This window comes from Streptomyces sp. NPDC001156, from assembly GCF_053598275.1.
Map to the genome: position 1 here is coordinate 1 of NZ_JBSFJX010000213.1, position 13169 is coordinate 13169.

A 13169-nucleotide genomic window follows, 5' to 3' on the forward strand; every position below is an offset into this window, starting at 1 on the left:
CGACCAGCTCACCCACCTCGAAGTCCACCGACGCGACCGCCTCGGCGGCATCCTGCACGAGTACCAACATGCGTCGTGACCAGCACCGAGGTGGTGCTTGGCACCTACAGCGCCCGCGGCCGGGTCGGCGGACACCCCACCGTCGCCACCGAGGAAGTCATCAAGGCCGCCCACGACCTGCTGCCTGACCCTGACCGCTCCATCACCTCGATCGCCAAGCTCCTCGGCGTCTCCCCCGGCACCCTCTACAACCACATCCCCGACCTACGGGAACTGCGCGCCGGCACCGTCCCCCGGCAGCTCGAACCTCGTACGAGGTAGGCAAACCCCCAGCAAGATCGTTCTCACCGGGATTTCCTGTACGCCAACTACTCACACCCGATTACGACCAGGGTGACCTGCTCGGCGACCAGCCAGTCCCTCAACTCCAACAAGGCGTTCGTCGTGGTGGCGAAGGTCCGGATCTCCTGCCGCCGCGATCGCCGTCCGCTCGGATTCGGTGCGCGGACGCACGCCTTGAGGTCCTTCTTGCCGATGTCCAGCGCGGCACAGCGCTGGTGCAACACGTCCATGGAGCCCCTCCCAGGCGGTGTCTGCCAGGCACGCACCGTCCGGAGGAACCACAGGGCTGAAGAGTCTGGTCCGCGTGCTGCCGCAACAATTGACGGTCACTGCAAGCGGTCCCCGACGCCATACTGAACCTCGAGCTCACAGGCATCACAGATACGCCGGCGTCCCGGACGGAGCGCGCCCACATTTTCCCGCCTCCACGGCGGCCAGCGCAGCGGCCTGGACTACTGAACCGTCACGTGGACGTGGTGGGTTCGTCGTAGGCGGCCAGCATCTGCGCGGACCAGGTGAGGCGGCCACTGGCCAGGTCGTGGACGACGGAGCGCAGCCACTGTTCCTCGGCCTCCGTGACCGTGCGCAGGTATCCGAGTTCGAGGGTGGACACCCGGGGCAGGCCGCGCTCGTTCTCGGTGGCCAGGGTCGTGTCGAGGGCGGCTCTGGTCCTCTCGAGGTGGTCGAGGCGCTGCTGCAGGACCTCCTGGGCCTCGGACGGCGTGAGCATCAGTACGTAGGAGAGCGCCGCGGGGAACTCGGGGTACTCCTGCTTGGGCACGGCGAGCATCCGTTCCAGCCACTGGCGGGTGACGGTCCGTCCGGTGTCGGTGATCTCGTAGACGGTGCGCTCCGGGTACTGCTGGTCGCGTTCGGTGTGGCGGACGGTGATGAGGCCGGCCGCCTGGAGCCGGTCGATCGTGCGGTAAAGCCCGGCGCGCTGGCCCACGTTGACGACCTGGTCCTTGCCCCACTGCTTGATCAGCCGCTGGATGCCGTACGGATGGAGCGGTTTGTGATGCAGCAGGGCCAGCACGGTCAGGGCCAGCGGGGAGCTGCGTACGGGACTGCTCATGACGTCATCGTAGCCGCGATGAAACTAGTTGACTAGAGACTAGTTTCACTGCGACTATTTCCCCATCGCGCCGATCCAGGGAGGGACCATGGGCAAGGTCAGAACGGCGTTGGTCATCGGGAGCGGCATCGCCGGTCCGGTCACCGCGCTCGCACTGCGCAAGGTGGGAATCGAGGCGACCGTCTTCGAGTCGCACCCGCCCGCGGCCGACGGGGTCGGCGCGATGCTGAGCATCGCGCCCAACGGCATCGACGCGCTGCGCGTCATAGGCGCGGACACCGTCATCGACACCATCGGACAGCCGGTCCCGGGTGTGGTGATGGCCGACGGCGACGGAAACCGCCTGAGCGAGTTCCACGGCTTCCCCGGCCTGCCGGCCACCCGGGCCATGGCGCGCGCCGACCTGTTCCGCGCGCTCGCGGACTTCGCCGGAGCGGCCGGCATCCGCCTCGCCTACGGCAAGCGGTTCGTGGCCGTCGAAACGGCCGACGACAGGGTCACCGCCACGTTCGCCGACGGGACCACCTCCGCCGCCGACGTCCTCATCGGCGCCGACGGCATCCGCTCCACGGTCCGTCCGCTCATCGACCCGCACGCTCCCGGACCCGAGTACGGCGGCGTGCTCAGCTTCGGCGGCTACGCGGCCGGCAGCGGGGTCGAGGCCGAGCCGGGCAGCATGTACTTCGCCTTCGGCCGCACCTTCATCGGCTACTGGGCCCTGCCCGACGGGCGCATCGTCTGGTTCGCCGGGCTGCCCAGCGCCGAGCCGATGACCTCGGCCGAGGTCCGCCGCGTACCGGCCACCCAGTGGCTGTCCCGGCTGCGCGAGTTGTACGCCGGCCACGCCCCGGGCCGGACCCTGCTCGCGCACACCGAGCCCGGCGACCTGCTCGCGGTCGGCCCGATGGAGCGCATGCCGTCCGTGCCGCACTGGCACCGCGGGCGCATGGTCCTCGTCGGCGACGCCGCCCACGCCCCGTCCTCCAGCTCCGGCCAGGGCGCGTCGCTGGCCATCGAGAGCGCCGTCGAGCTGGGTCGGTGTCTGCGCGATCTGCCGACGCCCGAGGCCGCGTTCACCGCGTACGAGCGGCTGCGCCGTCCCCGTGTGGAGATGATCGGTGGCGACGCCGCGGCCAAGAACAAGGCCAAGGCGGGACAGGTGGGTGACAGGCCGGTCCTCCCCACCCCGGAGCAGATGTTCGCCCCCGTCCACCGCCACCACATCGACTGGGACGAACCCGTCAAGGACTGACCGCCGTGCTGTGGGAGTCCGCTGTCCACGCCAGGCCCCCTTACGCATGCTCCAGGCTGCTTCGCGCATGGTCGCCGACGGATTGCCTCCGCAGACGCGCTCGCCCAGCTGCTGGTTGTCGCCGTGGCGTCGCCAGAGGTCTTGGCTGGTCCGAAAAATAGAACCGGTCTTGGGCGTTATGGCGACTGGCGGACGAAATGATGCAGCTCTACAGCACGCCGAGCAGGGCGTTGTCCTCCCACTGGTCGACGACTACGAGGTAGCCGGCGAGGACCTTGGAGTGCGGGGCCCAGCCGCCCTGTTCGAGTGATCTGGTCCCGCCGGTCCAGGCCAGCTGAGACGCGCTGGTCGAGAGCCGAGCGCACACGGCGCATTCGCGGCTCCGGGACCAGATCGTCTGAGATTCTCGGGCCATCTCCATCTCAATCAATCTGGTCGCTGCAGGTCACAGCACTGGCCTCGGACTAGATCGACGGATGACCTGTGACGGCGAAGTTGGACCAGCTGTCATCGAAGTTGGACCGACGGCAGTTCGCGACAGCGAAGATGGACTCCCCAGGTCAGAGGCGAGTCTGTCGGCGCGGAGCGAACCCAGGCCATCCGTCCGCCCCGAGCATCAGTAGGAGGGTTTCGCCAGGACGCCCAAGCCGGAAACTGTGTGGCCCAGGGGCACTGGGCGCGTTAGCCTCGGCGCTATGAACGTCACCGGCCGAAGCATCACCGCGACCGCGCGAGCGACCAGCTCGCCGGTTGCCGCCGCCTGACGTACTTCCACATCCCACCGGCGACCGGAAAAGGTCTGCCGATGGTTCTATGGCGTTCCCGCCCCGGTTCCGATGATCGTGCGGACCGTTTTCCGGTGCCTCCACGCTGCGCCAGCGAAGGAGCCACCCATGAACACCGACCAGATCGTCCGCACGTTCGTCGAGTACTTCCAGGAGCGCGGCCACCGCCGGATCGCCGGCTCGACCCTGCTGCCGCCTCCCGGCGACCCGGTGCTGTTCACCACCTCGGGCATGCACCCGCTCACCCCGTACCTGGAGGGGCGCCCGCACCCCCTCGGTAAGCGGCTGGTCAATGTGCAGCGCTGTCTGCGCACCACGGACCTCGAAGAGGTCGGCGATCAAACCCATTTGACTGTCTTCGAGATGCTCGGCACGTGGTCGCTCGGCGACTACGAGGGACCGCAGAGCCTCGACTGGGGCTACGGGCTGCTCACCGAGGGGCTCGGAATCAATCCGGGGCTGCTCCATGTCACGGTCTTCGGCGGCGACCACCAGACCGGCCCGGACACCTCTTCCCTGGAGCTGTGGCAGGAGCGCGGGGTGCCGGTGGAACTCACTGTCGAGGACAACTGGTGGTCCAACGGACCGACCGGCCCGTGCGGCCCAGACTCGGAGATCTTCCTCTGGACCGGCGACACCCCGCCGGAGTCGACGCCGACCGGTGACAACCGCTGGGTGGAGGTGTGGAACCACGTGATGATGCGCCATCGACGGCTCTTCGACGGTTCACTCGTGCCGCTCCCGCAGCGCAACGTCGACACCGGACTCGGCCTGGAACGGCTGGCCTCGCTGCTGCAGGGCCGGCGGTCGGTGTTCGAGTGCGACGTCTTCGACCCCTGGCGCCGGATCGTGCCAGCTTTGTGGCAGCTGGACGAATCTTCGCTGCGGCTAGTCTGCGACCACCTGCGCTCGGCCATCGTGGTTATCGGCGACGGGGTGAGCCCGGCCAACACCGGCCGCGGCTACGTGCTGCGCCGCCTGGTACGTCGGGTGCTCACCGTGCTGCTGCGGGACGACCCGTGGTGCGGTCTTGGAGACCTGCCGGACGAGCTGATCCAGCACACCCTGGACCGCTTCCGCCAGAAGGGAGATTCGGACGTCGTGCGCCAGGTGCTGTTCGAGGAGGAGCGCCGTTTCAGTCGGCTCCTGGAGCGCGGTCGGCAGGTAATGACCCGACCCCGATTCCGAGGACCGTTGAGCGAGGAGGACTTCCACTACCTCCACGACACCCACGGGCTGCCGCGCGACCTCGTCCTGAACCTGCGACAGCAGTGACGGCGGTTCACAGCGCACCGACCAGCCGGTCAACGACATGGTCCCCGCCTGCACCACTCAGCCACCCGTCCAAAAACCCGCCCCGCTCATGCCCTTCCCGAAGAACACCCCGACGACATGGCTCAGCAGCACCACCAACACAGTCGCCACTGCTGGGCACCAGGGCGGCTGCAACCCGCACGTCACCACAGAGGGCTTCGACATCGGCGTCTGCATCGACGACCACGGCACCGCCAACACCGCCTACCCCGACATCTACGTCAACTCCACCCAAACCCTGGGACTTCGCGAGTCGTGCAAGATCGACATCGAGACCTGGGACGACCACAACAACAAGCTCGGCGACACCTCGGTCGACTGCTCGACAGGCAACCACAAGGCCGCCCCGATCACCGTCGCCTCCACCACCCGCGTCCACTCCTTCGCCCGCCTGTGGTTCGACGGCAGCTCCTACCCGACGGCTGACAGCCCCACCATGACGCTGAACGGAATGCGGGAGCTCACCTACAACTACGGCTACCCGCTGGCCTACCCGCCTGCGCCCAGCCCGGAAGCCGTCTTGACCATGGCCACACACAACTTCAGCGCCTACTTCCCCTTCGGCGGATGCGGCACCGTCATCCACGTCGGCCAGGTCTGCCACCTGACCGGCACCGGCCCCGCCGGCTCCTAAAAACCCGGAAGCGACAACCCCATCCAGATCGTGGCGATCGGAACGACCAGCTTCACCTTCCTGTCCCTGCCCGGCCACACCGAAGGCCCCGGCCGGATCATCACCTTCTCCTTCCAGCAAGACCCCACCACCCAGCGCCTCTACCTCGACGTCAACGCACAGGGGCCATGGAGCTGGTCCTCCGAGATCACCCGCGACGCCGGCACCGCACGCGGCTTCTGGCAGGACTACGCCTCCAACCTCCAAGCCGCAATCGCCAACGGACAAGCCTGACCACCAGCCCAACAATCGCAACCACGCAACGGCGGCCGCCCCCTGACCAGCGGGCGGCCGCCCCCTTCCCCTGCACTGAGCGACGGTTCCTCGCACGCTCCCTGCCCAACAACCCCTCAAGATCACCCAGCATCAGCATGTCCGGCTCGACCCTGCTGCCGCGCGGTTACTTTGCGCCTAGGAACAGAGCTGGGATTCCCAGGCCTATTCGTGCGATCACCTGCCGACGGCACCGTCACTGGACGAGGTCCTGACTGTGCTGGATGATCCCCGGCACACGTTCTGGGGCTGAGCCCGCCGCTGGTCAGAACGGGTGTGGCTCGGCGGGTGCCGGGCTCGGCGATGACGGCGCCGAGGCGGAATCCGATACCGGCCTGGCCGTCGACGCGGGCCCGCTCTGGGAGGGCATGCCTTGGCGGTAGGTCTTGGTGACCTTGGCGGTCGCGTAGGCGAGGGAGACCGCGACGTCCTCGGCGTCGATCTCCATCGTGGTGCGGCGCTGGCCTTCCTTGTCGTCGAAGGTGCGCTGCCGCAGCCTTCCGGTGACGATGATCCGCGTGCCCCGGGTAAGCGACTGCGCGGCGTTCTCGCCGGCTTGTCGCCAGAGCGAGCAGCGCAGGAACAACGGTTCCCCGTCCACGAACTCATTGCGCTCGCGGTCGAACACCCTGGGGGTGGACGCGACCGTGAAGGAGGCCACGGGCAGACCAGCGGCGGTGTGCCGCAGTTCGGGATCGGCGGTCAGGTTCCCGACCACCGTCACCAGCGTCTCGCCTGCCATGCCGCCTCCCCCTTGCCTGTTACTGGATCTCTCCCACCGTACCGGCCCCGGCGGGCCCGCTGACACGATGACTGGTATGACGAACGAGGAGAACACGCTGGAGACAGTGGCTGCGGCACTGCACGCTGCGCAAGAGGCAGTTCACACGGCCCGCCGGGGCCTGACCGCGGCGATCGTCAACGCGTACCGAGCCGGGGAACCAGTCGCTCGTATCGCCGAGCGCACCGGCACGAGCGTCATCGAGATTCGGCTGGCCGCTACCCAGACCTCACGCCGCGATTGATCTCGGCCAGCAGAGCTGCGGGATCCGGGGTGCGGCGCACGGGCTGTCGTGGCTCCTGAGACCGTCAGCAGCCCTACCAGTCAAATTTCGCGGGCAGGCACCTACCGGTGGTCAAACTTCAGTGGCAATTGTCCCGTCTCGAATGATCTGGTTCGGAGTCGGGGCTGTGACCTGCGAGGACCAGACCACTTGAGACGATGAGCTCCTTCGAATCTCATGTGATCTGGTCCGTCGCGCGCGGATGGTGTCCGTCGTCTCAATCGATGTGGTCCACCAGCGGCGTTTCGAAAGCGACACCAAGGCTGCATGTTGAGGCAGGACTGTCTATCCGTCCGCAAGGCGTGCCACCAGGTCCATGGCCTCCTGGGTGAGTCTGATGTGCACGCCGATGCTGTCCTGCGTGGCGACCTGGGTAAAGCTGCCCTCGTGCCACCAGAACACTGAGGGGCTCAGCGCGCCCGGTGACTCCTCGAAGCCCACGGCGGCGAACCGGGCCATGGTGTGCAGCGAGGGGGCCACGGCCTTGTCGCGGATGACGTGGAAGGCGAGTTGGTGCCGGTGTGGCAGTGCGACCAGGATTCCGTCCGGCGCTGATGCGTCCTTGGTGTAGCGGCGTAAGACCTCGTCGAGGACCAGGGCAAGGCTCGCGATGAAGTATGAGCCGCCCATCAGCACGTCGAAGTGAGTGCCGTCCTTGTCCTTGACCACCTTGTGCTTGTCAACACGGACGGCCCGGAGGTTCTGGAATGCACGATCCCGAAGGGCCGTCATTTCACCCAGATCGGCGAGGGAGTCCGCAGTCAGCATGTCGACGGTCTCCGGGAGGTCGAGCGCCAGTACCTCCAGGAGCCCCGGGACCGACTGGGGAGCGTACCCGAAGGCCTTCAGGCTCGCGGGATCGCTGGGAATGAAGCGGGGGTAGAGCTGGACCAGGAGTCGTTCGTGCGGCAGGGTCTTGAGAGCCTGCGGTCCATTCATCGAACGTATGACCCGGTCGACATGTTCGTCTACCAGCGTCCGCCAGCACCGAGGGCCGCGGCTGTCGTTGTGGCACACAGCCGCGAGATTGGAGAGGCCGAAGCGCCAACCCGCGTCCGTGGTCACACGTCCCGGTTCGACCGTCACCTCGATGCCGCGCTCCGCGAAAGCCTCGCGGACAAAGGTACGCAACCGGGCAGCCTCCGCCTCGGACAGGAATGCGAATTCTCCGTCGCGCGGTAGGTCCACCCCATCACGACGCTCTCCGCGCCGAAATATCCCCACCAAGTCCCCAATCGCTCGAAGATTTGGATCATAGCCGCGACCGGGCCAGGCGCCATGATCCATTACCGGGAAAGACTCAGTGTCTCGATGCTCTCGTCAATGCGCCTGGCCCTCGACCGGCGGGGTTGTCGGCGAAGTTGTCAGTTTCCGTGGGTACGGGCGCTACGTGAATCTCGGCTGGTTCAGGGCGGCGCAGACGGCACAGCTTCCGTTGGTCCGTTGGTTGGCTTACCGATCGGAGCGAATCTCTTGCCTAAGGCACACGTTGAAAGTCCGGAGAGCTTCCACAACATCTGCTTGGTCCGTCACGTTCTCGGTGCCCTCTGCTCGCCATACCAGCCGGGCGAACTCATCGGCGGATTCACGCGTCTCGGCGCGACACAACAGATGCACGACTGACCTGCCGGTCTGTAGCTTGCCCTGCCAGGCCACACGGTCTGCCCTCGTCAAGTGGCGCTGATCACTGCCGTCGAGCTGGGACTCATAGAGATGCAGGCCGGCGGTGATGAAGTCCGCTGCGCTCTTCAGCTTCTGCTCCCGCAGCCAACGCCGGTCTTCATTGCGGCCGGTAACCCACGCGCCAAGTAACACGCCAGCCAACCCGATGAGCGCCCCCACAAGGCCCGCCAAGAGGTTCCCCACGCACACCACCACTCTCAAGACGCCAACGGTCCCGATCTCCATACCGCATCCTGCACACCGCTCACACTCACATTCGCAGAAGAGGACGTCGGCGACGTCTGGCACTCGCTGCCGACTCCGGTGAGAAATGCCAGTTCAGATGACACATGAACTACCGCAAACAGGATAAGTCGGAGGATGATCTGCGCTGTCGGCCGAGAACCTGGCAGCGATGCCAGGCACCACAGTGAGACTCAACAAGGTCCGCTGAGAACGGACACCCGGGACCCGACCATCTGAGATCACGAGCGAACCGGACCAGGTCATCTGAGATTTGGGCCAGGTCGACTGAGACGGAACAGCAATAGATCAAGCATCGCTATCACAGGTCAACGTAAACCGCTGTCCTGTGTCATCGAACCTTGATCGTGTGCCATCGAAGTTGGACCACTCGGTCGCTACTGCCCAGTCCATCTCCCCGGCCTGGGTACCGGTGTGGTCCAACCCGAGAGACGAGGCGACGAGGACAGATGCGAGCATCCTGGGATGCGAGAGATCGACCAGTTGGTCAATGTGGACGATCCGGCGTGGCCGGAGCTGCAGGGGATGCTCGGAGCGAGTCCCGTTCCTGTTCAGGTGTTGCCCGCCGACGTGGACGAAGGGCGTCGATCCCTTCTTCAGATGCAGGTCACCGCGCGCTCAGTGCTGGGTGGTCTGACATTGAACACCGGCGGATTGGTCGTGGACAACGGGTGGGTGCGAGTGTTCGGCGGGGGTTCGGCTGCGGACAGGGGTCTCCCGAGTCTGGCGCAGGTCAACCGCTTCCCCACGGACTTCGACCCGGTCTGGGTTCCCGCAGCAGGTCTCGTCGTCGGCCACGACGTCGTCGGTGGGGTCTTCGCGCTGAATGGCGGCGACCCTGCGGCTGTAGGCAGACCTGGGGCACCCGGACAGATGACGTACTTCGCTCCCGACACTCTGGAGTGGGAGGCGATGGAAATGGGCCACTCCGGGTGGGTCTCCTGGCTTCTCTCGGGCCAGTTGGAGACGTTCTACGACCGACTTCGATGGCCCGGCTGGCGTGAGGAAGCCGCAGCCCTGGCCTTCTCGCAGGGCATTTCCGTGTACCCGTTCCTGTGGTCCAAGGAAGCCCATGCCGATCTCGCGGCGACAAGTCGGCGGCCTGTACCGATGCGCGAGGTCATCGGGGTCGCTGCGGATTTCGCGCGGCAGATGGGGCCGTCTGACCCTGGGTTCCTCGGCGACGTGTGACCTCTCCTGACAGCAGCCGACCACCATGACAGCCTTGAGCAGCGCCATGGACTGTGCAAGGAGCCCTCTGACCAGCGCGATCAATCTTTGACGACACAAACTCGCGTCCGTCAAGGTCGATGGCACGCGCTTAACATCCGATGGCACAGCACAACCGCCCACCGTGGTCGTGCCCTGGCAGCGTTCAAGAACCGATCGGTTCTTGGACAACGACGCCTGGACATCGACACGCCGGGCCGGAGCCGACTCCCAATGTCCAACAAGGGTGTTCAACAACTCTGGGCGTCCAACAACCCGCTGGAGCCCCTTTCTGTACGGTGTCGTCCATGACGACTCCCGCTGAGTGGGCGAACACAGACGGTCCGCTGGGAGCCTTCCCCACCAACTCCTCCGGGGCCCGGGTCGGGTACGGGCGCGTGTCCACGAAGGGTCAGCTCCTCGATCGGCAGATCGCGGCGTTGACAGCGGCAGGCTGCGTACGGGTCTTCACCGACAAGAAGTCGGGCAAGAACGCAGAACGCGAGGAACTGTGGAAGTGCCTCGACTACCTCCGGCCTGGCGACACCCTCGTGGTGCCCTCGCTCGATCGCCTCGGACGCTCGATCCAGGACCTGATCGCCATCGTCTCCGGCCTCCGCAAGCGCGGCATCGGCTTCCAGTCGCTGCACGAGGCGCTCGACACCACCACCCCGGGCGGCCGCCTCGTGTTCCACGTGTTCGCCGCGCTCGCCGTTATCTCAAGCTCGCCGATCAAGCACGGCTGTGAACCGCTCCGGGTTCGGTAGAGATCTCAGATGTTTGTTGTGACCTGGGGTTTCGTGGTTGCGAGGTAGTGGTTGTTCTCGTATTCGACGGGCGGGACGTGGCCTATCTCACCGTGGAGTCGGCGGTGGTTGTACCAGTCGACGTACTCGGCTGTGGCGAGCTCGACATCGGACAGCGTCTTCCATGGCCGTCGGAGCTTGATGAGTTCGGTCTTGAACAGGCCGATCGTGCTCTCCATCAGGGCATTGTCGTAGGCGTCGCCGACCGATCCGATCGATGCGGCGATGCCGGCAGCGTCCAGATGCTCGGCTAGCGGGAAGCTCGTGTACTGCGACCCGGCATCGGAATGATGGATCAACTTACCTGACTGAACTGGGTGTCGATCTCGGTCGCGTTGCCAGATTGCCATCTCCAGGGCGTCCAGCACGAAGACCGTTTCCTTCACGGTGGCTGCGGACCAGCCGACGATTCAGCGGGAGAAGGTGTCCACGACGAAGGCGACGTAGACGACACCGGCCCAGGTTTTCACGTGGGTGAAGTCCGCGACCCAGCAGCGGTTCGGGGCGCTGGCGACGAAGTCGCGGTCCAGTAGGTCAGGGGCTCGTTCGACCTGCCCGCCGGGCAGCGTGGTGATCACGCGTTTGCCACGGACCGCTCCGGCGATGCCGAGCTCGCGCATCAGGCGTTCGACGGTGCAGCGGGCCACCTTGTGGTTCTGCCGGTTCAGCTCACGCCAGATCTTCCTCGCCCCGTAGACACGGTAGTTGGCCTCGAAGACCTCGCTGATCTGCTCCTTCAACTCGGCGTCTCGCACGGTCCTGGCCGACGGCGCGATCCGGCGTTTGTGGTGGGCGTAGTAGGTGGAGGGGGCGATCTTGCAGTCGTGCTCGGTCAGCACGCGGCAGATCGGCTCGACACCGCCGAAGCGGTCGGTGCTCGTCGATGAAGGCTACGAGCGCGTGTGTGGCCGGTCGAGCTCGGCCGCGAAGAAAGACGCCGCAGCCTTGAGGATCTCGTTCGCCCGCTTCAGCTCGGCGATCTCCTTCTTCATCGCCTTGATCTGCGCGGACTCCTCCGTCGTCGTGCCCGCTCGGGCACCGGCGTCGATCTGGTCCTGCCGCACCCACTTCCTGAGCGTCTCGGTCGTGCCGATGCCCAGCTTCTGGGCGACCGCTTTCATCGCGGCCCACTCGGTGTCGTACTCCGGCCGCACCTCGGCGACCATTCGCACCGCACGACGGCGCAGCTCAAGCGGGTACTGGGAAGGACGTGCCATGACTCGATCCTCTCAAATGATCGAGTCCCTACCGAACCCGGAGCGGTTCAGGGAGCGCAACACGGGGACGCTGGCCCCAGCGCCGGTCAGGCCGGCGAGGGCGGCTCCGGCCAGCGGGCTGCCGCTGAAGACCCGGCCTCCGCCCGTCGGGTCATCGCCGGGGCCCATGTCAGACGCCACCAGGTAGGGGCCGTGCGGCGGCTCGCGGCCGGGGCTCTTGCGGGTGCAGGCGGCGGGGATGGCCGTGCGTTCGGAAGAGCCAACGTGGCAACGTCGTTCATGGGTACCCGTATGGCACACCACGGGTGCGCTGGAACCGCCTGACTCGTACGGTCGCTATTGGAGCGCCCGCTTCTGACAGAACGAGCGGGCCGGTGGCCCTGTGCCCACTTCGCACGTTGCACGGGGCCACCCCCATGCGCATGCGCTCGGCTTGCAGCCTGATGTGGGTGTCCAGGGACTCGGATGTGAGGGCGGACACGTCCAGCCGCTGACGAGTACGACGGGTTGTGGGAGAAGCTGCGGAAGGCGACGGAGAAGGTGCAGGGGCACGAGCACTGGGAGCAGTGCAGGGAGCAGGGTGTTGACGGCCCGGACATCGTTGACGCGCGTCAGGCTCGCAAGCATGCCGTCCTTGGGGTCCTCGCCGGGGGCGAGGAAGATGGGGATGATGAGCCGGGCGGTCTTCACGGTGCCGTCGGGGTTGGGCCGCAGGGCGCGTCCGATGTTCTGCACGACGTCGACCTGGGAGCTGCGGGAGCCGACGATGCATACTGCCTCCACCCCGCGCAGCCCGGTGATGTCGACCCCGACTCCGAGCGCTCGCACGGACGCGAGGAACGCCCGGTGCACCCGCCGGTTGCTGGCGTTGATGCCGTTGGCGAACTGGTGGATGACCTTGCGCCGGTGGGCGATGGGATGGTCGCCGCACAGCCAGTCGGCCCACACCCGGTCGGGAGGTACGTGGCGGCCGTCCTCCAGCTCGTACAGCTCGGCGTCGATGGAGGAGGCGGGCAGCTCCTCCGCGTGGGCGAGGGCGCCCGCGGATGCCTCGGCGGTGTACAGCTCGGCGGCCGTCGCCGGCATCTTCTCCGCGAACGCCTGAGCCTCCTCCACCCGCTGGTGGAACGTCATGACCGTTTGAATCCTCCCCCAGCTGAAGCAGGGGGATTCCTGGCTCACGTTGGCTGCGGGTCAGCGACCAGCAGCTCTTACACGATCAACACCAGCCGG

The 13169-nt window shown here is 66.5% G+C and carries 14 protein-coding genes and 2 pseudogenes; 8 read left to right on the top strand and 8 right to left on the bottom strand.

Going from position 1 to position 13169, the window contains the following annotated elements:
- The first annotated feature begins 75 nt into the window (after positions 1 to 75).
- The gene (locus ACWDA7_RS43495; protein ID WP_450612488.1) at positions 76 to 321 is read left to right on the top strand and encodes a hypothetical protein; all 246 of its coding nucleotides are present in this window, start codon (positions 76 to 78) and stop codon (positions 319 to 321) included.
- Between the two features lie 47 nt (positions 322 to 368).
- Here ACWDA7_RS43495 and ACWDA7_RS43500 read toward each other — a convergent pair whose 3' ends face one another.
- Positions 369 to 572 carry a hypothetical protein gene (locus ACWDA7_RS43500; protein ID WP_450612489.1) on the bottom strand — a complete coding sequence of 68 codons (204 nt, stop codon included), beginning with the start codon at positions 570 to 572 and terminating at the stop codon, positions 369 to 371.
- A 233-nt stretch (positions 573 to 805) separates the two neighbouring features.
- On the bottom strand, positions 806 to 1417 hold the full coding sequence (locus tag ACWDA7_RS43505) for a PadR family transcriptional regulator (RefSeq protein WP_450612491.1): 612 nt from the start codon (positions 1415 to 1417) through the stop codon (positions 806 to 808).
- Positions 1418 to 1505: 88 nt separating this feature from the next.
- Here ACWDA7_RS43505 and ACWDA7_RS43510 point away from each other — a divergent pair, with 88 nt between their 5' ends.
- Positions 1506 to 2669: an FAD-dependent monooxygenase gene (locus ACWDA7_RS43510; protein ID WP_450612493.1), complete on the top strand. Its 1164-nt coding sequence runs from the start codon at positions 1506 to 1508 to the stop codon at positions 2667 to 2669.
- Positions 2670 to 2877: 208 nt separating this feature from the next.
- Here the strand turns inward: ACWDA7_RS43510 and ACWDA7_RS43515 are convergent, their stop codons facing one another.
- Positions 2878 to 3084 carry a hypothetical protein gene (locus ACWDA7_RS43515; RefSeq protein WP_450612495.1) on the bottom strand — a complete coding sequence of 69 codons (207 nt, stop codon included), beginning with the start codon at positions 3082 to 3084 and terminating at the stop codon, positions 2878 to 2880.
- A 478-nt stretch (positions 3085 to 3562) separates the two neighbouring features.
- On the opposite strand from ACWDA7_RS43515, the gene ACWDA7_RS43520 reads away from it, so the two are divergent.
- The 3 genes from ACWDA7_RS43520 to ACWDA7_RS43530 all read left to right on the top strand — a co-directional run bounded on the left by ACWDA7_RS43520 (position 3563) and on the right by ACWDA7_RS43530 (position 5675).
- Positions 3563 to 4729 carry an alanine--tRNA ligase-related protein gene (locus tag ACWDA7_RS43520; RefSeq protein WP_450612497.1) on the top strand — a complete coding sequence of 389 codons (1167 nt, stop codon included), beginning with the start codon at positions 3563 to 3565 and terminating at the stop codon, positions 4727 to 4729.
- Positions 4730 to 4817: 88 nt separating this feature from the next.
- Entirely contained in the window at positions 4818 to 5402 is a 585-nt protein-coding gene (locus ACWDA7_RS43525) for a hypothetical protein (protein WP_450612499.1), read from the top strand.
- A 30-nt stretch (positions 5403 to 5432) separates the two neighbouring features.
- Positions 5433 to 5675, top strand: coding sequence for a hypothetical protein (locus ACWDA7_RS43530; protein ID WP_450612501.1), 243 nt, complete (start codon positions 5433 to 5435; stop codon positions 5673 to 5675).
- Between the two features lie 304 nt (positions 5676 to 5979).
- Here the strand turns inward: ACWDA7_RS43530 and ACWDA7_RS43535 are convergent, their stop codons facing one another.
- The gene (locus ACWDA7_RS43535) at positions 5980 to 6456 is read right to left on the bottom strand and encodes a single-stranded DNA-binding protein (protein WP_450612503.1); all 477 of its coding nucleotides are present in this window, start codon (positions 6454 to 6456) and stop codon (positions 5980 to 5982) included.
- 76 nt (positions 6457 to 6532) lie between these two features.
- On the opposite strand from ACWDA7_RS43535, the gene ACWDA7_RS43540 reads away from it, so the two are divergent.
- Positions 6533 to 6739, top strand: coding sequence for a hypothetical protein (locus ACWDA7_RS43540; protein WP_450612505.1), 207 nt, complete (start codon positions 6533 to 6535; stop codon positions 6737 to 6739).
- 324 nt (positions 6740 to 7063) lie between these two features.
- On the opposite strand, the gene ACWDA7_RS43545 is transcribed toward ACWDA7_RS43540, so the two are convergent.
- Positions 7064 to 7909: a hypothetical protein gene (locus ACWDA7_RS43545; RefSeq protein ID WP_450612507.1), complete on the bottom strand. Its 846-nt coding sequence runs from the start codon at positions 7907 to 7909 to the stop codon at positions 7064 to 7066.
- Between the two features lie 321 nt (positions 7910 to 8230).
- On the bottom strand, positions 8231 to 8686 hold the full coding sequence (locus tag ACWDA7_RS43550) for a hypothetical protein (RefSeq protein WP_450612508.1): 456 nt from the start codon (positions 8684 to 8686) through the stop codon (positions 8231 to 8233).
- Between the two features lie 483 nt (positions 8687 to 9169).
- On the opposite strand from ACWDA7_RS43550, the gene ACWDA7_RS43555 reads away from it, so the two are divergent.
- Positions 9170 to 9895 (top strand): DUF2625 family protein, encoded by a 726-nt coding sequence (locus ACWDA7_RS43555; protein ID WP_450612509.1) that lies wholly within the window; start codon positions 9170 to 9172, stop codon positions 9893 to 9895.
- A gap of 326 nt (positions 9896 to 10221) precedes the next feature.
- The gene (locus ACWDA7_RS43560) at positions 10222 to 10680 is read left to right on the top strand and encodes a recombinase family protein (RefSeq protein ID WP_450612511.1); all 459 of its coding nucleotides are present in this window, start codon (positions 10222 to 10224) and stop codon (positions 10678 to 10680) included.
- Positions 10681 to 10685: 5 nt separating this feature from the next.
- Here the strand turns inward: ACWDA7_RS43560 and ACWDA7_RS43565 are convergent.
- Both ACWDA7_RS43565 and ACWDA7_RS43570 read right to left on the bottom strand, forming a co-directional pair.
- Positions 10686 to 11936: pseudogene (locus ACWDA7_RS43565) on the bottom strand (IS3 family transposase).
- 615 nt (positions 11937 to 12551) lie between these two features.
- A pseudogene (locus ACWDA7_RS43570) lies at positions 12552 to 13082 on the bottom strand (DEAD/DEAH box helicase); the annotation flags it as partial.
- Positions 13083 to 13169: the final 87 nt, after the last annotated feature.